The following is a 16,708-nucleotide window of genomic DNA, read 5'->3' on the forward strand; positions in this document are numbered from 1 at the left end:
GTGCGTCCAGCCTCGCGGGTGGGCGGAGCCGTGCCAAGTACCCACAAAAAGGTGGGTACGACGAAGCGGGGTGCGGGGCTGCCCCACCCCAGGGGCGAGACCGGGCGGCCCCGGCGCCGGTGATCTACTCCGTCGGCCGCTGGTTGCCCGAGCCCTGTTGAACGACGCCTGTGAGGACCCGGAGAAGGCTCCGGGAAGTGATCCGGGTCACGCCGTGTCACAGATCCGAGGGCCGCGGTGTCTCCATGCCGAAGCGACGGACACGGACCGAGGAGGCGGCGATGGAGAACATCGAGATCGTGGTGGTCGGCGGCGGATACGCCGGAGTGATGGCGGCCAACCGGCTCACCCTGCGCGAGGGGGTACGGGTCACCGTGGTCAATCCGCGGGAGACCTTCGTGGAGCGGATACGGCTGCACCAGTTGGTGGGCGGCTCCGACGACGCCGTCGTCGCGTACCGCGAGGTGCTGGCCGAGGGGGTGCGGCTGGTGGTGGACGCCGTGGACCGGATCGACGCCGCCGGACGCTGCGTGGAGCTGGCGTCGGGCCTGCGGCTCGGCTACGACCACCTCGTCTACGCCGTGGGCAGCGGCAGTACCGCGACCGGGGTGCCCGGGGTGGACGAGTTCGCCCGTCCGCTGGCCACCCTGGAGGAGGCGGACCGGCTGCGGTCGGTGCTCCTCGACACCCCCCGGTCGGCCCCGGTCACCGTCGTCGGATCCGGTCCGCTCGGCCTCGAGACCGCCACCGAACTGGCCGAGGAGGGCCGCTCGGTGACCCTGGTCTGCGGCGGGGAACTCGGCCCGTACCTGCACCGGCGGGGCCGGCGTTCGGTCGCCCGGCGGATGGCCGCGCTCGGGGTGACGGTCCTGGACGGCCCGGGCAGCCGCGCCGCCGAGGTCACCGCGGACCTCGTCCGGCTGGAGGACGGCCGTGAGGTGCCCAGCGAGGTGACCGTGTGGACGGCCGGGTTCGGCGTGCCGGATCTCGCCGCGCGCAGCGGGCTGAGCACCGACGCCATGGGCCGGCTGCTCACCGACGAGACGCTGACCAGCGTGGACGACCCCCGTATCGTCGCGGCCGGCGACTGCGCCGCGCCCTCGGACCTGCCGCTGCGGATGAGCTGCCAGTCGGCGATACCGCTCGGCGCCCAAGCCGCCGACACGGTGCTCGGGAGGATCGACGGCAAGGAGCCCGCGACCCTCAACCAGACCTTCGTCGGCCAGTGCATCAGCCTCGGCCGCGCGGCGGGCATCGTCCAGTTCTCCCGCCGCAACGACGTCGCCGTGTGGCTCCACCTCGGCGGGCGCCCCGGCGCGAAGGTGAAGGAATACGTCTGCGTGGGCACCGTCAAGTACCTGTCCGGCGAGGCCCGCAAGCCGGGCTCGTACCGTCTGCACAAGGTCCCGGGCACCCCGGAGCGCAAGAGGCTGCTGCGGTCCCGGAGCGAGGACGGACAGACCGCCGCCTCCGCCTCCGTCGAGCACACGGTCTAGGCCGCGGCCGAACCGGGGAGTGTCCCGTCATGAGTGATCACGCCACCGACCCGGCGACCGAGGCCTTCGTCGCCCACCGCAACCTGCTCTTCACCGTCGCCTACGAGATGCTCGGCTCCGCCGCCGACGCGGAGGACGTGCTCCAGGAGACGTGGCTGCGGTGGGTCCGCCTCGACCTGGACCAGGTGCGCGACCACCGCGCCTACCTGGTGCGGATCACCACCCGGCAGGCCCTCAACCGCCTGCGCACGATGCAGCGCCGCAAGGAGGCCTACGTCGGCCCCTGGCTGCCGGAACCCCTGCTGACCACGCCGGACGTGGCCGAGGACGTCGAACTCGCCGAGAGCGTCTCGATGGCGCTGATGCTGGTCCTGGAGACACTCGCGCCGACCGAACGGGCCGTCTTCGTCCTGCGGGACGTCTTCGACGTCAGCTACGACGAGATCGCCGCCGCCCTCGACAAGAGCCCCGCGGCCGTGCGCCAGATCGCCCACCGGGCCCGGCAGCACGTCGAGGCCCGCCGACCCCGCGAGTCGGTCTCCGAGAGCCGCACCCGAGCGGCCCTCGACTCCTTCCGGCGCACCCTCGAAACCGGCGACCTCCAGGGCCTGCTGGACGTCCTCGCCCCCGACGTCGTCCTCATGGCCGACGGCGGCGGAGTGAAGCAGGCCGCGGTCCGGCCGATCGTCGGCGCCGACCGGGTCGGCCGCTACTTCGTCGGCAACATGGCCAAGGCCCGGGTCGAGGTCGCCTACGAGGCCACCGTGGTGAACGGCCACCCCGCCTTCGCCGTCCTCCTGGACGGCGTCACCGACGGCATCATGGCGGTCCGCGTCGAGGACGACCGCATCACCGGCATCTACTACGTCCGCAACCCCGAGAAACTGACCCGGATCGACTCCGAGACCCCACTGACCCGGCACTGACGCCCTCCCGGCATGACATGGCGCACTATTGCAAGCGGGTGCTTGCAATAGTTAGCGCGAGTGGGGCAAGGTGGGGGCATGGCAACACTCAACGTCGGCAATCTCGGTGAGTACCTGCGCGAGCAGCGGCGAAACGCCCAGCTCTCGCTGCGGCAGCTCGCCGACGCCGCCGGGGTGTCCAACCCGTATCTCAGCCAGATCGAGCGCGGCCTGCGCAAGCCGAGCGCGGAGGTCCTCCAGCAGGTCGCCAAGGCCCTGCGGATCTCCGCCGAGACGCTGTACGTGCGGGCCGGGATCCTCGACGCCGAGCGCGACCGCGACGAGGTCGAGACGCGTGCCGTCATCCTCGCCGACCCCACGCTCAACGAGCAGCAGAAGACCGCGCTGCTCCAGATCTACGAGTCCTTCCGCAAGGAGAACGGCTTCGGGATCACGGCGGACGAGGACGTCATGGCGGGCACCGGACCCGGCCATGCCGCCGGGCCCGTCCGGCTCGACGGCACCCGCACGGCCGGTGACGGCGACGACGCCGTCGTCCAGGACCCACAGGACACCGAAGACCCGCGGGAACCACGGCAGTCGGCCGGCTGAGCCGGGAGACCGGCCGCCGCCGCACCGGCCCGCGGGACGCACCACCAAAACCCTCATCTGCCAAGCGACCCGGGAGAACCATCACCATGGCCATCACCGACGACCTCCGCAAGACCTTCAGCGACCCCACCCCGCTCTACTTCGCCGCAGGCACCGCCGACCTCGCCCTCCAGCAGGCCAGGAAGGTCCCCGGCCTGGTGGAGCAGCTGCGCACCGAGGCCCCGGCCCGCTTCGAGTCCGTACGCGCCACCGACCCCAAGGCCGTCCAGGAGAAGGCCGCCGCGCGCGCCAAGGAGGCCGGGGCCCGCGTCAAGGAGCGCCAGGAGACCCTCCAGGCCAAGGTCGGCGAGTTCATCAACACCCTCGACGGGGACCTGAAGAAGCTCGGCACCCACCTCGACGCCGACCTGAAGAAGTTCGGCGAGTCGGCCCAGGACCTCGCGCTGCGCGGGGTCGGCGTGGCCGCCGAGTACGCCGTGAAGGCGCGCGAGACCTACGAGAAGGTCGCCGAGCACGGCGAGCAGGCGGTGAAGACCTGGCGCGGCGAGGCCGCCGAGGGCATCGAGGACATCGCCGTGGCCGTGGAGCCGAAGGCCGAGCCGGTCGCGGCCGAGCCGAAGCCCGCGCCGGCCGCCGAGCCCAAGCCCGCCGCGGCCGCCGCCGCGGCGAAGAAGCCCGTGGCCAAGAAGTCCGCGCCGCGCAAGAGCACCGCGAAGAAGACCACCCCGCCCGCGAAGTAACGACTTCCGGGGCGACGACCGCACGACGGGCCGGGCACTTAACGCGTGCCCGGCCCGTTGTCGGGGTATCGCGCCAGCGGTTGCGGGTACGGTGACCGCGTAGGGACGAGCCGAGTCGGGTGGTGGACGTTGTGCTGATGCAGGGCTTCGCAAACTTCATGTGGCTGTTGAGCATGGCCCTGATCCTTTTCAGCGGCTTCGCGCTGATCGACGCCGCCACGCGGCGTGAGGACGCCTACCGCGCCGCCGACAAGAAGACCAAGCCGTTCTGGCTGATCATCCTCGGGATCGCCTTCGTGGTGAACCTGATCTTCAACATCCTGTCGTTCCTGCCGATCATCGGCCTGATCGCGACGATCGTCTACATGGTCGACGTCCGCCCGGCACTCCGCTCCCTCCCGGGCGGCGGCCGCAACACCCGCAGAGGCTCCAGCAGCGACGGCCCCTACGGCCCCTGGAACGGCGGCCGCTGACCCCCGCCCCGGCCTGCCATTTCAACCCAGGCCCGGTGAACCCACCCAGGGGCGCGGGGAACTGCGCGACCAGCCACGACGCACGGTCAGCCGACAACGCCCGAAGCCGGCTCAGGCCGCGTGTCCGGACGCTCGGCAAGTCATCCCACCCAGGGGCGCGGGGAACTGCGCGACCAGCCACGACGCACGGTCAGCCGACAACCGCCCGCCACGGCCCGTGGACACGCGGGGAACTGCGCGACCAGCCACAACACACCGTCAGCCGACAACCCCGAAAGCCCACTCAGGGCGCCCGATCCAGCAGCAGCACCGCAACGTCATCCGTCAGCTCACCCCCGTTGAGCTCCCGAACCTCCGAGACCGCGGCCCGCAACAACGCCTCCCCCCGCAGCCCTTCCGCCAGCTGACGCCGGACCATGGACACCATCCCGTCCTGCCCCAACCGCTCCCGCCCCGGCCCGATCCGCCCCTCGATCAGCCCGTCGGTGTAGAGCATCAGACTCCACTCCGCCCCCAGCTCCACCTGCATCCGAGGCCACCGGGCCCCCGGCAGCAGCCCGAGCGCGGGCCCGTTGTTGTCGTACGGCAGCAGCTTGGCCGCCCGCCCGGGCCGGGCCAGCAGCGGCGAGGGATGACCGGCCAGGCAGAGCCCGGCCCGCCGCCCGTCGGGCGCGATGTCCACCGTGCAGAGCGTCGCGAAGATCTCCTCGTCCGACCGCTCGTGCTCCAGCACCTGCTGAAGCGTCCCGAGCAGTTCGTCCCCGCACAGTCCCGCCAGGGTCAGCGCCCGCCAGGCGATCCGCAGCTCGACACCGAGCGCCGCCTCGTCGGGCCCGTGCCCGCAGACGTCCCCGATCATGGCGTGCACGGTGCCGTCCGAGGTGCGCACGACGTCGTAGAAGTCACCGCCGAGCAGCGCCCGCGACCTGCCGGGCCGGTACCGCGCGGCGAACCGCAGCGAGGAGCCCTCCAGCAGCGGCGTGGGCAGCAGCCCGCGCTCCAGCCGGCGGTTCTCCTGGGCCCGCACCCGGCCCTCGGCGAGCCGCCGCTCCGCGGAGTCGGAACGTTTCCGCTCCACCGCGTACCGGATCGCGCGGCTCAGCAGCCGGCCGTCCAGCTCGTCGCGGAGGAGGTAGTCCTGGGCGCCCACCCGTACCGCCTCCTCGCCGCGCTCGGCGTCGCCGGTGGCGGTGAGGGCGAGCACGGCGTGCCGGGGCGCGAGCTCCAGCACGTGCTTGAGCACGGCGAGCTCGTCGCTGTCGTCGCCGCGGCCCGGCGCGGGCAGCGCGAGGTCCAGCAGGATGCAGTGGACGTCGTCGGTGAGCAGCCGCTCGGCCTCGGTGAGGTTGCGCGCGGAGCGGACCCGGATCGGCTTGCCGGACCGGTCCAGCAGCTCGGGCAGTACGGTGGAGCCGCCCGGGTCGTCCTCGATGAGCAGCAGCGTCAGGCTGGTGTGCGCGGTGCCGGTGGCACCGGTGGTGTGCGTGGTGTCGGTCTGCTCGGCCACGGCGCCCCGGTTCGGGGCGTGCTCGGCCGAGGGGCCGCCGGCTGTGGGCATGACCGCTTGCGCCAGACCACTCTCCACGGCCGGGATCGCTCTCTGCCGCGGTACGGGTACGGGCATTGTCCTGGGTTCCTTCCCTCCCCCCGAGGGCACGGTGGGGCGAGGGACCTCGACCCACCGACGGGGACCATAGCGGTAGTCGGTGCCGCAAAGGAATGGCGCAGGCCACCCGGTTCGGCGCCAGGCCACTGTCATATGCCGCGTTCCGTAGCGCAGTTGGGCAGCCCGACCCGGCCCGGGCAATGACGAAGGTCACGTCCGCCCGTGTTCCGGCAGGGGTCTTGGGGTGCGGTCGGTCATGTGGCCCCCGTCACCGCCGGGGTTCTTTGGGTGACTTCGCTCTCAGATGTCCGGTCTCACGACCGCGAGGATCGGCATGGAGCCGGCCCCCGCGACGGTCACCGTCCGCCCGGGCCGCGGAGCGTGCACGATGGCGCCGTCGCCGACGTACATGCCGACATGGCTGGCGTCGTCGTTGTAGATGATGAGGTCACCGGGCCGCATGTCCTCGACGGCGATGCGCTTGAGCTGCTTCCACTGTTCCTGCGAGGTGCGCGGGATGGGCTGTCCGGCCGCCGCCCAGGCCTGCGAGGTCAGTCCGGAGCAGTCGAAGGTGTCGGGCCCCTCGGCACCCCATTCGTACGGCTTGCCCAACTGCGCGGTGGCGTAGGCCACGGCCTTCCTGCCCTGCGCGGACGCCTCGCCGTCGATCGCGTCGAGGATGCCGGAGTCCAGCCACTCGGTCTGCGCCCGCAGGGCGGCCTGCCGTTCCAGTTCGGCGAGGCGCTCCTTCTCCTCCGCCTCCAGCTCCGACTCCAGCTTCTCGGCGGCCGCGATCTGCTTCTTGATCTTCTTCTTCGCCTTGGCCCTGTCCTTGCGGTTCGCCTCCAGCTTCTCCCACTGGGCGGAGGCGTCCTTGGCGTACTGCTCCAAGTCCTGCTGGGTGCGGTTCAGTTCGCCGAGCAGTCCCTTGGTGGCACGCTCGCCCTGGATCACCCGGCCGGCGCCGTCGAGGAACTCCTCCGGGTCGTCGCTGAGCACCAGGTGCGCCCCGTCGGGCAGCCCGCCGTTGCGGTACTGCGCGGCGGCCGCGGAACCGGCCCGCTTCTTCAGCTCGGCCAGCTTCTTCTTGCCCTTGACGATCTTCTGCGCCAGCGCCACGATCTCGGCCGACTGCCGCTCGGACTTGTCCTCGGCCAGGTTGTAGGCGTCGGTGGCGACGGAGGCGTCGTGGTAGAGGCGGTCCAGCTTCTTGCGTACGGCCTCAAGGTCCTTGTTGGTCACCGGGATCGGGGCCGCTGTCGAGGACGCGCTCGGGGTGGGTGCGGGAGTGGGGCTCGCGAACGCGGTCCCGGGTGCCGCCAGCACGGTCACCGCGCACACCACGGTGACGGCGATGGTGATGAGGCCGCGCCTGCCCGTACCCATACCTCTTCCCCCAACCTGATTTACCGTCAGTAACTTACGGTCACCCGGGGGATCGTGCCATGTCCCGGCCCAAAACGACAGAGGCGGCGCAACCTGCTCCTTCCCCCCGCTCCCGCCCCGGCATGACGATCTCCCCGCCTGTGTGACGAACGACTCACGGAGATCGTTCCCCCGCCCGCGGCACCCGGTTCGGAGTTGACGGCCCCCCATCTCCACGGCCCCCAGCCCCCGAACCCCCGCCCCCTCAGCCTCCCGGAGCCAACGCCCCCCACGCCAGCGTCACTTCCCCCTGCCGCCAGCGCCCCGGGCCGTCCAGCACCGGCCAGTCCGCCGAGAGTTCCCGCACCGTACGCATCCAGCGCTGGCGGGCGCCGTAGGAGGCGTAGGGCGCGGCGGCCGCCCAGGCGCGGTCGAAGTCGCGCAGGAACGCGTGCACCGGTTCACCGGGGACGTTGCGGTGGATGAGCGCCTTGGGCAGCCGCTCGGCGAGGTCCGAGGGCCGCTCCAGCGAGCCGAGCCGGGTCGCGAAGGTCACCGTGCGCGGCCCCTCCGGCCCGAGCGCGACCCAGACGTGCCGCCGCCCGATCTCGTCGCAGGTCCCCTCGACCAGCAGTCCGCCGCGTGAGCCGCCCCCGGCCGGCGCGAGCCGCGCGCACAGCCGCTCCCACACCTCGGCCACCTGCCGCTCGTCGTACTGCCGCAGCACGTTGGCGGCCCGGACGAGCATCGGCCGCTCCGGGACCGGGATCTCGAACCCGCCGTGCCGGAAGGCCAGCCCCTCGCGCTCGTAGGGGCGGGCCGCCGTGACCCGGGCCGGTTCGATCTCGACGCCGACCACGCGCACACGGGGTGCGACGGTGCGCAGCCGCCCGAGCAGTTCCACGGCGGTCCAGGGGGCGGCGCCGTAGCCCAGGTCGACCGCCACGGCCGTGCCGCCGGCCCGCCGCAGCTCGGCGCCGTGCGTCGCCGCGATCCAGCGGTCCATGCGGCGCAGCCGGTTGGGGTTGGTGGTCCCGCGCGTCACCGTTCCCACGGGGCGAGGGGTGGCGCGGGCTGTCATGCCTACGAGGGTATGCGTCCCGGCGCCTCCCCAAGGGACGCAGTCGACGGTCGAACGGTTGAGCGACTGCCGGTAATGATTCGGCAAAGAGCCCTCAGCTGGAAATGGAGTCGAACCCTCCGGCGTTGGACCCCCTGGAGGGCCCCGAACGGCCTCCCTCAGCCATGCCCGCAGCGAGGAGGAACGCCACGTGAGCCACTACGTCAGCAGGCTCGGGCGTCGCTCCGCGGCCGCCGCTCCCTCGCGGCTGCGGCTGCACCGCCGCCCCCGCCGGGTCGCGATGCTCTCCGTGCACACCTCACCGCTCCACCAGCCCGGCACCGGCGACGCCGGCGGCATGAACGTCTACATCGTGGAACTCGCGCAGCGCCTCGCCGCGATCAACATCGAGGTCGAGATCTTCACCCGCGCCACCACGGCCGCCCTCCCGCCCACCGTCGAGATGGCCCCCGGCGTCGTCGTCCGGCACGTCGACGCGGGCCCCTACGAGGGCCTAGCCAAGGAGGAACTCCCCGCCCAGCTCTGCGCCTTCACCCACGGCGTGATGCAGGCGTGGGCGGGCCACCGGCCCGGCTACTACGACCTCGTCCACTCGCACTACTGGCTCTCCGGCCATGTCGGCTGGCTCGCCGCCCAGCGCTGGGGCACCCCCCTGGTGCACGCCATGCACACCATGGCCAAGGTCAAGAACGCCAACCTCGCCGCGGGCGACACCCCCGAGCCCGCCGCCCGGGTCATCGGCGAGACCCAGATCGTCGCCGCCGCCGACCGGCTCATCGCCAACACGGCGGAGGAGGCCGACGAACTCGTACGGCACTACAGCGCCGACCCCGCCAAGGTCGCCGTGGTCCACCCCGGCGTCAACCTCGAACGCTTCACCCCCGCCGACGGCCGCGCCGCCGCCCGCGCCCGCCTCGGCCTGCCCCAGGACGCGCTGATCCCGCTCTTCGCGGGCCGCATCCAGCCCCTGAAGGCACCGGACGTCCTGCTGCGCGCGGTCGCCGTGCTCCTCGACGAACGCCCGGAGCTGCGCTCGCGCGTCCTCGTCCCGATCGTCGGCGGCCCCAGCGGCAGCGGCCTCGCCAAGCCCGAGGGCCTGCAGAAGCTGGCGGCCCGCCTGGGCATCGCCGACGTCGTACGGTTCCGCCCGCCCGTCGGCCAGGACCAGCTCGCCGACTGGTTCCGGGCCGCCTCGGTGCTGGTCATGCCCTCCTACAGCGAGTCCTTCGGCCTGGTCGCCATAGAGGCACAGGCGGCCGGCACCCCGGTGCTGGCGGCCGCGGTCGGCGGCCTGCCGGTGGCCGTCCGCGACGGGGACACCGGCTTCCTGGTCTCCGGCCACCAGCCCGCCGCCTACGCGCGCGTGCTGGGCGAGTTCGCCGACGCCCCCGAGCTGTCCGCCCGCATGGGCGACGCCGCCGCCCGGCACGCCCGGTCCTTCGGCTGGGACACCTCGGCCGCCGCCACGGCGGACGTCTACACGGCCGCGATCCAGGCCCACCGCCGTCGCGTACGCTCCCACCATGGGTGATGCGCAGCAGGTGGTGACCGACTTCCTCCGGGACGCGGAACTCGACTGGGAGAGCCCCGAACCCGGCAGCTACGTGATCACGCTCCCCGGCACCCGCAAGCTGTCGACGACCGTCTCCCTGCGGCTCGGCCGCCACTCCCTCTCCCTCAACGCCTTCGTCATCCGCCACCCCGACGAGAACGAGGCCGGCGTCCACCGCTGGCTCCTGGAGCGCAACCTCAAGCTGTACGGCGTCGGTTACGCCGTCGACCGGCTCGGCGACGTCTACGTCACCGCGAAGCTCCCGCTCTCCTCGGTCACCCCGGACGACCTCGACCGGCTGCTCGGCCAGACCCTGGAGGCCGCCGACGGCGCCTTCAACTCCCTGCTGGAACTGGGCTTCGCGAGCGCCATCCGCAAGGAGTACGCCTGGCGCGTCGAGCGCGGCGAGTCGACCCGCAACCTGGACGCCTTCAAGCACCTGACCCGGCCCGCGGACGCCGGCTGACCCGCCGGCCGTCGGCGTAGCGGCCCGGTGTGACCCCCACCAGCCTGCGGAAGTGCCGGGTCAGATGGGACTGGTCGAAGAAACCGGCCGCCGCGGCGACCTCGCCGGGACGCGAGCCGTCGAGGAGCAGGCGCCGGGCGCGGTCGACGCGCCGCGAGGTGAGGTACTGGTGCGGGGCGATGCCGTAGGCGGTGCTGAACGCCCGTACCAGGTGGGCGGGATGGGCGTGCAGGAGTGCGGCGGCCTCCTCCAGCGGGACGCCCTCCACGAGCCGCGCGTCCAGCAGTTCGCGCAGCCCGCGGGCGAGCACCGGATCGGCGCGCGGCACCCCGGTGGCCTGCGTGGGCCGCAGGTGCCGCGTCAGGCGTTCCCCGACCAACACCAGCCTGCTCGCGGCCTCCAGCTCCTCGCCGGGCCGGTCGAGGGCGTCGTGCAGCTGCCCCACCCGCCGGCGCAGCACCGGGTCCCGCAGGTCGGGGGTGTCGACGGCGGAACCGACGAGGTCCTCGCCCAGCAGCGAGGTGTCCAGATAGAGCACCCGTTTGCGGAAACCGCCGGGGCCGGCCGGGGAGCCGTTGTGCGGGACGTGCGGCGGCAGCAGGGTCACCGTGTCGTGCGGGGTGCCGTGCTCGTGCCGGTCGAGGTCGTAGCGGACGGCGCCGTCGTCGACGATCAGCAGCGTCCACGCCGTGTGGACGTGCATCGGGTAGGCGTACTCGGTGAAGTGCGCGTGGAAGACCTCGACGACACCCGGGACACCGGGACGCCAGGCGGTCACCTCGGGCTGCGCGGGCATGCAAAGAACGTACAAGACCGGGCCGTGACGCTCCCGGCAGTCTCGGGGCATGAGCGAGCAGCCTTCCCGATTCGACACGAAGATCGCCGTGGTCCTGCGCGGGGACCTGGAGCCCTGGCAGCGGCTGAACGTGACCGCGTTCCTGGTCAGCGGCCTGGGAACCCAGGTGCCCGAGGTGATCGGGGAGCCCTACGAGGACGCCGACGCGGTGGCCTACCTGCCGATGTTCCGCCAGCCCGTGCTGGTCTTCGAGGCGTCCAAGGAGACCCTGACGGCGGCCCACGCGCGCGTGCTCTCCCGCGCGCTGCCCCGCGCCGTCTTCACCTCCGACCTCTTCGCCACCGGCAACGACCGGGACAACCGGGCCGCCGTCCGCGCGGTCCCCACCCGGGACCTGGACCTGGTGGGGCTCGCCGTGTACGGGCCGCGCAACGCGGTGGACAAGGTGGTCAAGGGGGCGCGGATGCACCCCTGAGCGCCGGCCGACGTCAGACGGCCGCGGTCTCGGGGCGCACCGCGGCGGCCTGCTCGGCGACGGTCCGCACGGGCGGGACCCGGCGCATCAGCAGCCCGTACCCGAGCCCCGCGACCGTGCCGATCACCGCGCACGCGCCCCACAGCCACTCGGCGCCGTACCGGTCGATGACCGCGCCGGACATCAGCGGGGCGATCAGCGAGGCGACGGCCCAGGACATCGTGTACATGCCCTGGTAGCGGCCGCGGCCGTGGGTGGGGGAGAGGCGGACGACCAGGCTGGTCTGGGTCGGCGCGTTGACGATCTCGGCGAGCGTCCACACGCAGACGGTCAGCGCGAACACGCCCACGGACCCGGCGAAGGCGGTGAGCCCGAAGCCGTACCCGGCGAGCACCGAGGAGACCACCAGCAGCCGCCGCGGGTCCCGGTGTTCGATCAGCCGGGTCACCGGGATCTGCAGGACGACGATCAGGAAGCCGTTGACGGCGATGGCCATGCCGTAGTCGGCCGGGGTGAACCCGGCGTCGCCCATCGCGACCGGCAGCCCGATGGACGCCTGCTGGAAGATCAGCGCGACCAGGAACGACAGCCCGACGACCCCCATGAACCGCCCGTCCCGCAGCACCGTCCCCAGCCCCACGGCGGCCTCCTGGGCCTTCACGGTCTCCGTCCGCTCGGGCCGGGACTCGGGCAGCTTGATGAAGACGACGATCGCGCAGGCCAGCGTCATCGCGGCCTCGATCAGGAAACCGGCCCGGTAGCTGTACGCGGCGATGAACCCGGCGGCCATGGAGGAGATCGCGAACCCGAGGTTGATGGCCCAGTAGTTGAGGGAGAAGGCCCGCACCCGGTCCTCGGGCGGGACGATGTCGGCCATCATCGCCTGCACGGCCGGCCGCGAGGCGTTGGAGGCCATGCCGACGAGGAAGGCCACGCCCGCGATGGCGACCGGGTGCTGCACGAACGCGAGCGCCGCCACCGAGGAGGCCATCGCGACCTGCGAGACCAGCATCGTGGGCCGCCGCCCCAGCCGGTCGGCCAGCACCCCGCCGGCGAGCGAGGAGACCACCCCGCCCAGCCCGTGGAGCGAGGCGACGAGACCGGCGTAGGAGGCGGAGTACCCGCGGTCGAGCGTCAGGTACAGGGCCATGAAGGTGGAGATGAAGGCGCCGAGCCGGTTGATCAGGGTGCTCGTCCACAGCCACCAGAAGGCCCGGGGGAGCCCCGAGACGGACTCGTGGACGGCACGCCCGATGGCGGCGACGGACATGGGAATCCCCCGAGATGTAAGTGGCGTGAAGGTTCGACACAACTTACGAAGCCGCCGCACCCGAAGGCCACTCGATTAACAGATCCCGTCAACCGTCCGCCCCCTGGGCGGAGGCGCGACCGATCAGGAGGTTCGATTACGCTCCACCCCATGGCCGACGCACCGTACAAGCTGATCCTCCTCCGCCACGGCGAGAGCGAGTGGAACGCGAAGAACCTGTTCACCGGCTGGGTGGACGTCAACCTCAACGAGAAGGGCGAGAAGGAGGCGGTCCGCGGTGGCGAGCTCCTGAAGGACGCCGACCTCCTGCCCGACGTGGTCCACACGTCCCTCCAGAAGCGCGCGATCCGCACGGCCCAGCTGGCGCTGGAGGCCGCGGACCGCCACTGGATCCCCGTGCACCGCTCGTGGCGCCTGAACGAGCGCCACTACGGCGCCCTCCAGGGCAAGGACAAGGCCCAGACCCTCGCCGAGTTCGGCGAGGAGCAGTTCATGCTGTGGCGCCGCTCCTACGACGTCCCGCCGCCCCCGCTCGAGGACGGCACCGAGTTCTCCCAGTCCGGCGACGCGCGCTACGCGACCATCCCCCCGGAGCTCCGCCCCCGCACGGAGTGCCTGAAGGACGTCGTCGCCCGCATGCTCCCGTACTGGTACGACGGCATCGTCCCCGACCTGCTCGCCGGCCGCACGGTCCTGGTCGCGGCCCACGGCAACAGCCTGCGCGCCCTGGTCAAGCACCTCGACGGCATCTCCGACGCCGACATCGCGGGCCTGAACATCCCCACGGGCATCCCGCTGGCCTACGAACTCGACGCCGACTTCAAGCCCCTCAACCCCGGCGGCACCTACCTCGACCCCGAGGCGGCCGCGGCGGCGATCGAGGCGGTCAAGAACCAGGGCAAGAAGAAGTAACTCTCGCGATCACGCCCCCGACCCGCGCGTACGGCGCGGAGCGGGGGCGTTTTCACGGGCCGGGCGCGCAGCGGGCCCGGGCTCCGCACCAGGCCGTGGTGGAGGCTGACGCGTCTCAGACCGTCAGCGGTACCGCGTGGACCTCGTCCGCCTTGTGGCCGGCGCGTTCGTGGATGCGCTGGACCGCCTCGGCCGAGGGCGCCTCGGAGAGGCAGTACACGAGGCCGGACTCCGGGTCGGCCCAGGCCTGCTTGAAGTGGACCTTCTCGTCCTTCTCGATCGCGAGATCCGCGTTGTGCGCCTCGCGCAACTGGTCGGCCGTGATGCCCTTCATCCCGTGGTGTACGTCCATGAACTGGGGCATGGCATACCTCCTTCCGGTCCTGCGGACCCTCCCCTCCATGCTGCGCCCGTGTCCGGCGCACAGCACGGTGAAGGGCCCCGGCGTCCGCACCGGGGCCCTTCACCGTCGTAAGGGAAACAGATCAGCCGCACTGGCACGGGTTGCCCGACTGGCAGCCGCAGCCGCAGCCCGAGCCGCAGCCGCACGCGGCGATCAGGGTCAGGTTCCTGATCTCGGCGGGCTGCTCGGTACGGCGCTCCTGCGCGGGGTCGGGTGTGGTGCCGGGCGTGCCGGGGGAGTCGGCCATGGTCCCTCCTCGTCGAGGCAGGCTGATGCCTGCTCCCCATTCCATGCCCGCTCCACCGGGCGCATCAACGGCGCACGGAGGCTTCCCGCCCACGCCCCCGAGCGGTGTCAGGCGCCCTCGACCCCCGTCACCGGCGGCAGGTCCTGCTGGAGCTCGTCCGCGTGCTCACCGGTCACCAGGAACACCACACGCTTGGCCACGGCCACCGCGTGGTCCGCGAACCGCTCGTAGTAGCGGCCCAGCAGGGTCACGTCGACGGCGGTCTCGATGCCGTGCTTCCAGCGCTCGTCCATCAGGTGCTGGAAGAGCGTGCGGTGCAGCAGGTCCATCTCGTCGTCGTCGGTCTCCATCTGGAGCGCGAGGTCGATGTCCTTGGTCACGATGACCTCGGCGGCCTTCGCCATCAGCCGCTGCGCGAGCTGGCCCATCTCCAGGATGGTGGCGTGCAGGTCGTTGGGGATCGCGCGCTCGGGGTAGCGCAGCCGGGTCAGCTTGGCCACGTGCTGGGCCAGGTCGCCGGAGCGCTCCAGGTCGGCGGACATCCGCAGCGAGGTGACCACGATCCGCAGGTCGGTGGCGACCGGCTGCTGCCGGGCGAGGAGGGCTATCGCGCGCGCCTCCAGGTCGTGCTGGAGGTCGTCGACCTTCTGGTCGGCCTCGATCACGCTCTCGGCCAGCTTGAGGTCGGAGTCGAGGATGGCGGTCGTCGCCCGCCCGACCGCCGACCCGACCAGGCGGGCCATCTCCACCAGGCTGTCGCTGATCGAGTCAAGTTCCTCGTGGTACGCGTCCCGCATGAGGGTTCCCTCTCGTACGTGTCTTACGGGGTTCCGGGGGCCGGGGCCAGTGTGCACGTCCTGCTGAACCGGCGCTATCGCACCCCACGCTCATACCGTCTGACCTGCACGCGTCCGTTTCTGCCACCCCAAATGAACCACTGCTAGCTCTCAGGTGAACTCTGGGCGACGAGTGTTCGAGGTCGCACCCTCATGGCTGTGGCCATGACCGTCGGCGTGCCTAACCTGGAGGCATGGACGTGAACGCGGCGGTCGCCGCAGCGGCAGCGATCGCCGGGGTGCTCACCGGTGTCATCGCCATGCTGGCGTTCCGCTGGAGCGAACGCGACCAGGCGCGACCCACCCGAACCTCCCTGCACACCGATCCGGTCCTGCCCCCGGGCGTGGACACGGTCCTGTCCGTACTGCGCTCCTCCGCGGTCGTACTGGACGAGGCCGACGCCGTCGTCAAGGCCAGTTCGGCCGCGTACGCGCTCGGTCTGGTGCGCGGCGGCCGGCTCTCCGTCGAGCCGATGCTCCAGATGGCCAGGGACACCCGGCGCGACGGCGAGATACGCCAGGTCGAGCTGGACCTGCCCCGGCGCGGCACCGGACGCGGCGAGGCCCTCGCGGTCTCCGCCCGGGTCGCCCCGCTCGGCTCCCGCCTGGTGCTCCTGCTCGTCGAGGACCTCACCGAGGCCCGCCGGATAGAGGCCGTACGGCGGGACTTCGTCGCCAATGTCAGCCATGAGCTCAAGACCCCGGTGGGCGCTCTCTCCCTGCTCTCCGAGGCCGTCATGGACGCCTCCGACGACCCCGAGGCCGTGGAGCGGTTCGCCGGGCGCATGCAGATCGAGGCGACCCGGCTCACCAACCTCGTCCAGGAGCTGATCGACCTCTCCCGGGTCCAGAACGACGACCCGCTGGAGGACGCCGAGCCGGTCCGGGTCGACGAACTGGTGGCCGAGGCCATCGACCGCTGCCGGCACGCCGCCGGCACCAAGCAGATCACCATGGCCGCCGGCGGCACCGCCGAGCTGAGCATCTGGGGCCACCGCGGTCAGCTCGCCGCGGCCCTGGGCAACCTCGTGGAGAACGCCGTCAACTACTCCCCGGCCCGGACCCGCGTCGGTATCGCCGCCCGCCGGCTGACCGCGCCCGGCGGGGACCACATCGAGATCGCCGTGACCGACCAGGGCATCGGCATCTCCGACAAGGACAAGGAGCGCGTCTTCGAGCGCTTCTACCGCGTCGACCCGGCCCGCTCCCGCGCCACCGGTGGCACGGGGCTCGGGCTGGCGATCGTCAAGCACGTGGCCGCCTCGCACGGCGGGGAGGTCACGGTGTGGAGCTCCGAGGGACAGGGCTCCACGTTCACCCTGAGACTTCCGGAGGCGGGCGCGGCCCGTGACCGAGCTCAGCAGCATCCCGTCCTCGACGACGAGGAAGGGCGCCCCGCCGACCCGTCCCACGACTCACCCCCCGACTCAGCAGCGTACGAAACGCTTCCCGCCCCGGAGGTCCTTCCGTGAC

At 72.2% G+C, this 16,708-nt stretch carries 18 protein-coding genes; 10 read left to right on the top strand and 8 right to left on the bottom strand.

Going from position 1 to position 16,708, the window contains the following annotated elements:
- The first annotated feature begins 245 nt into the window (after positions 1-245).
- From ABT296_RS15050 to ABT296_RS15070, 5 genes are all read left to right on the top strand, one after another.
- The gene (locus ABT296_RS15050) at positions 246-1,496 is read left to right on the top strand and encodes an NAD(P)/FAD-dependent oxidoreductase (RefSeq protein ID WP_351927167.1); all 1,251 of its coding nucleotides are present in this window, start codon (positions 246-248) and stop codon (positions 1,494-1,496) included.
- Between the two features lie 29 nt (positions 1,497-1,525).
- Positions 1,526-2,422 carry an RNA polymerase sigma-70 factor gene (locus ABT296_RS15055; protein WP_351927169.1) on the top strand — a complete coding sequence of 299 codons (897 nt, stop codon included), beginning with the start codon at positions 1,526-1,528 and terminating at the stop codon, positions 2,420-2,422.
- 78 nt (positions 2,423-2,500) lie between these two features.
- Complete coding sequence (locus ABT296_RS15060) at positions 2,501-3,013, top strand: helix-turn-helix domain-containing protein (RefSeq protein WP_351927170.1); 513 nt, start codon at positions 2,501-2,503, stop codon at positions 3,011-3,013.
- Positions 3,014-3,099: 86 nt separating this feature from the next.
- A complete protein-coding gene (locus ABT296_RS15065) occupies positions 3,100-3,753 on the top strand; it encodes a hypothetical protein (protein WP_351927172.1) in 654 nt (217 codons plus the stop codon).
- Between the two features lie 137 nt (positions 3,754-3,890).
- Positions 3,891-4,226: a DUF2516 family protein gene (locus tag ABT296_RS15070; protein ID WP_351927174.1), complete on the top strand. Its 336-nt coding sequence runs from the start codon at positions 3,891-3,893 to the stop codon at positions 4,224-4,226.
- Positions 4,227-4,509: 283 nt separating this feature from the next.
- Here the strand turns inward: ABT296_RS15070 and ABT296_RS15075 are convergent, their stop codons facing one another.
- The 3 genes from ABT296_RS15075 to ABT296_RS15085 all read right to left on the bottom strand — a co-directional run bounded on the left by ABT296_RS15075 (position 4,510) and on the right by ABT296_RS15085 (position 8,278).
- Positions 4,510-5,850 (bottom strand): PP2C family protein-serine/threonine phosphatase, encoded by a 1,341-nt coding sequence (locus ABT296_RS15075; protein ID WP_351927175.1) that lies wholly within the window; start codon positions 5,848-5,850, stop codon positions 4,510-4,512.
- Positions 5,851-6,132: 282 nt separating this feature from the next.
- Positions 6,133-7,218 (bottom strand): C40 family peptidase, encoded by a 1,086-nt coding sequence (locus ABT296_RS15080; protein ID WP_351927177.1) that lies wholly within the window; start codon positions 7,216-7,218, stop codon positions 6,133-6,135.
- A 244-nt stretch (positions 7,219-7,462) separates the two neighbouring features.
- Positions 7,463-8,278: a class I SAM-dependent methyltransferase gene (locus ABT296_RS15085; RefSeq protein ID WP_351927179.1), complete on the bottom strand. Its 816-nt coding sequence runs from the start codon at positions 8,276-8,278 to the stop codon at positions 7,463-7,465.
- Between the two features lie 190 nt (positions 8,279-8,468).
- Here ABT296_RS15085 and mshA point away from each other — a divergent pair, with 190 nt between their 5' ends.
- On the top strand, positions 8,469-9,809 hold the full coding sequence (gene mshA / locus ABT296_RS15090) for a D-inositol-3-phosphate glycosyltransferase (RefSeq protein WP_351927181.1): 1,341 nt from the start codon (positions 8,469-8,471) through the stop codon (positions 9,807-9,809).
- Positions 9,802-10,296, top strand: a complete 495-nt coding sequence (locus ABT296_RS15095; RefSeq protein ID WP_351927183.1) for a type III secretion system chaperone family protein — start codon at positions 9,802-9,804, stop codon at positions 10,294-10,296. Before mshA ends, ABT296_RS15095 begins: the two co-directional genes overlap by 8 nt.
- Here ABT296_RS15095 and ABT296_RS15100 read toward each other — a convergent pair.
- A complete protein-coding gene (locus ABT296_RS15100) occupies positions 10,262-11,092 on the bottom strand; it encodes an AraC family transcriptional regulator (RefSeq protein WP_351927185.1) in 831 nt (276 codons plus the stop codon). The two genes, ABT296_RS15095 and ABT296_RS15100, sit on opposite strands and share 35 nt — an antisense overlap.
- Positions 11,093-11,141: 49 nt before the next feature.
- Here ABT296_RS15100 and ABT296_RS15105 point away from each other — a divergent pair, with 49 nt between their 5' ends.
- Positions 11,142-11,567 carry a DUF2000 family protein gene (locus ABT296_RS15105; RefSeq protein WP_351927187.1) on the top strand — a complete coding sequence of 142 codons (426 nt, stop codon included), beginning with the start codon at positions 11,142-11,144 and terminating at the stop codon, positions 11,565-11,567.
- 13 nt (positions 11,568-11,580) lie between these two features.
- On the opposite strand, the gene ABT296_RS15110 is transcribed toward ABT296_RS15105, so the two are convergent.
- Positions 11,581-12,837 carry an MDR family MFS transporter gene (locus ABT296_RS15110; RefSeq protein ID WP_351927189.1) on the bottom strand — a complete coding sequence of 419 codons (1,257 nt, stop codon included), beginning with the start codon at positions 12,835-12,837 and terminating at the stop codon, positions 11,581-11,583.
- Between the two features lie 150 nt (positions 12,838-12,987).
- Here ABT296_RS15110 and ABT296_RS15115 point away from each other — a divergent pair, with 150 nt between their 5' ends.
- Positions 12,988-13,749 (top strand): phosphoglyceromutase, encoded by a 762-nt coding sequence (locus tag ABT296_RS15115; RefSeq protein ID WP_351927191.1) that lies wholly within the window; start codon positions 12,988-12,990, stop codon positions 13,747-13,749.
- 115 nt (positions 13,750-13,864) lie between these two features.
- On the opposite strand, the gene ABT296_RS15120 is transcribed toward ABT296_RS15115, so the two are convergent.
- The 3 genes from ABT296_RS15120 to phoU all read right to left on the bottom strand — a co-directional run bounded on the left by ABT296_RS15120 (position 13,865) and on the right by phoU (position 15,196).
- On the bottom strand, positions 13,865-14,113 hold the full coding sequence (locus ABT296_RS15120) for an SCO4226 family nickel-binding protein (RefSeq protein WP_351927193.1): 249 nt from the start codon (positions 14,111-14,113) through the stop codon (positions 13,865-13,867).
- Between the two features lie 121 nt (positions 14,114-14,234).
- Positions 14,235-14,399, bottom strand: a complete 165-nt coding sequence (locus ABT296_RS15125) for a hypothetical protein (protein ID WP_351927195.1) — start codon at positions 14,397-14,399, stop codon at positions 14,235-14,237.
- A gap of 107 nt (positions 14,400-14,506) precedes the next feature.
- Positions 14,507-15,196 (bottom strand): phosphate signaling complex protein PhoU, encoded by a 690-nt coding sequence (phoU, locus tag ABT296_RS15130; protein WP_351927197.1) that lies wholly within the window; start codon positions 15,194-15,196, stop codon positions 14,507-14,509.
- Between the two features lie 233 nt (positions 15,197-15,429).
- Between phoU and phoR the strand changes: the two genes are divergently transcribed.
- Entirely contained in the window at positions 15,430-16,707 is a 1,278-nt protein-coding gene (gene phoR / locus ABT296_RS15135) for a two-component system sensor histidine kinase PhoR (RefSeq protein ID WP_351927199.1), read from the top strand.
- The last annotated feature ends 1 nt before the right edge of the window (position 16,708 follow it).

The organism is Streptomyces sp. NPDC000983, from assembly GCF_040299205.1.
GTDB lineage: Bacteria > Actinomycetota > Actinomycetes > Streptomycetales > Streptomycetaceae > Streptomyces.

What these genes read in the sequence shown, in the direction of transcription:
- ABT296_RS15075 (WP_351927175.1), bottom strand. Translation starts at nt 5,850, where the DNA reads ATGCCCGTACCCGTACCGCGGCAGAGAGCGATCCCGGCCGTGGAGAGT.
- ABT296_RS15070 (WP_351927174.1), top strand. Translation starts at nt 3,891, where the DNA reads ATGCAGGGCTTCGCAAACTTCATGTGGCTGTTGAGCATGGCCCTGATC.
- ABT296_RS15115 (WP_351927191.1), top strand. Translation starts at nt 12,988, where the DNA reads ATGGCCGACGCACCGTACAAGCTGATCCTCCTCCGCCACGGCGAGAGC.
- ABT296_RS15060 (WP_351927170.1), top strand. Translation starts at nt 2,501, where the DNA reads ATGGCAACACTCAACGTCGGCAATCTCGGTGAGTACCTGCGCGAGCAG.
- ABT296_RS15050 (WP_351927167.1), top strand. Translation starts at nt 246, where the DNA reads ATGCCGAAGCGACGGACACGGACCGAGGAGGCGGCGATGGAGAACATC.
- ABT296_RS15110 (WP_351927189.1), bottom strand. Translation starts at nt 12,837, where the DNA reads ATGTCCGTCGCCGCCATCGGGCGTGCCGTCCACGAGTCCGTCTCGGGG.
- ABT296_RS15085 (WP_351927179.1), bottom strand. Translation starts at nt 8,278, where the DNA reads ATGACAGCCCGCGCCACCCCTCGCCCCGTGGGAACGGTGACGCGCGGG.
- ABT296_RS15120 (WP_351927193.1), bottom strand. Translation starts at nt 14,113, where the DNA reads ATGCCCCAGTTCATGGACGTACACCACGGGATGAAGGGCATCACGGCC.
- phoR (WP_351927199.1), top strand. Translation starts at nt 15,430, where the DNA reads ATGGACGTGAACGCGGCGGTCGCCGCAGCGGCAGCGATCGCCGGGGTG.
- ABT296_RS15105 (WP_351927187.1), top strand. Translation starts at nt 11,142, where the DNA reads ATGAGCGAGCAGCCTTCCCGATTCGACACGAAGATCGCCGTGGTCCTG.
- ABT296_RS15065 (WP_351927172.1), top strand. Translation starts at nt 3,100, where the DNA reads ATGGCCATCACCGACGACCTCCGCAAGACCTTCAGCGACCCCACCCCG.
- ABT296_RS15055 (WP_351927169.1), top strand. Translation starts at nt 1,526, where the DNA reads ATGAGTGATCACGCCACCGACCCGGCGACCGAGGCCTTCGTCGCCCAC.
- ABT296_RS15100 (WP_351927185.1), bottom strand. Translation starts at nt 11,092, where the DNA reads ATGCCCGCGCAGCCCGAGGTGACCGCCTGGCGTCCCGGTGTCCCGGGT.
- ABT296_RS15080 (WP_351927177.1), bottom strand. Translation starts at nt 7,218, where the DNA reads ATGGGTACGGGCAGGCGCGGCCTCATCACCATCGCCGTCACCGTGGTG.
- ABT296_RS15125 (WP_351927195.1), bottom strand. Translation starts at nt 14,399, where the DNA reads ATGGCCGACTCCCCCGGCACGCCCGGCACCACACCCGACCCCGCGCAG.
- phoU (WP_351927197.1), bottom strand. Translation starts at nt 15,196, where the DNA reads ATGCGGGACGCGTACCACGAGGAACTTGACTCGATCAGCGACAGCCTG.
- ABT296_RS15095 (WP_351927183.1), top strand. Translation starts at nt 9,802, where the DNA reads ATGGGTGATGCGCAGCAGGTGGTGACCGACTTCCTCCGGGACGCGGAA.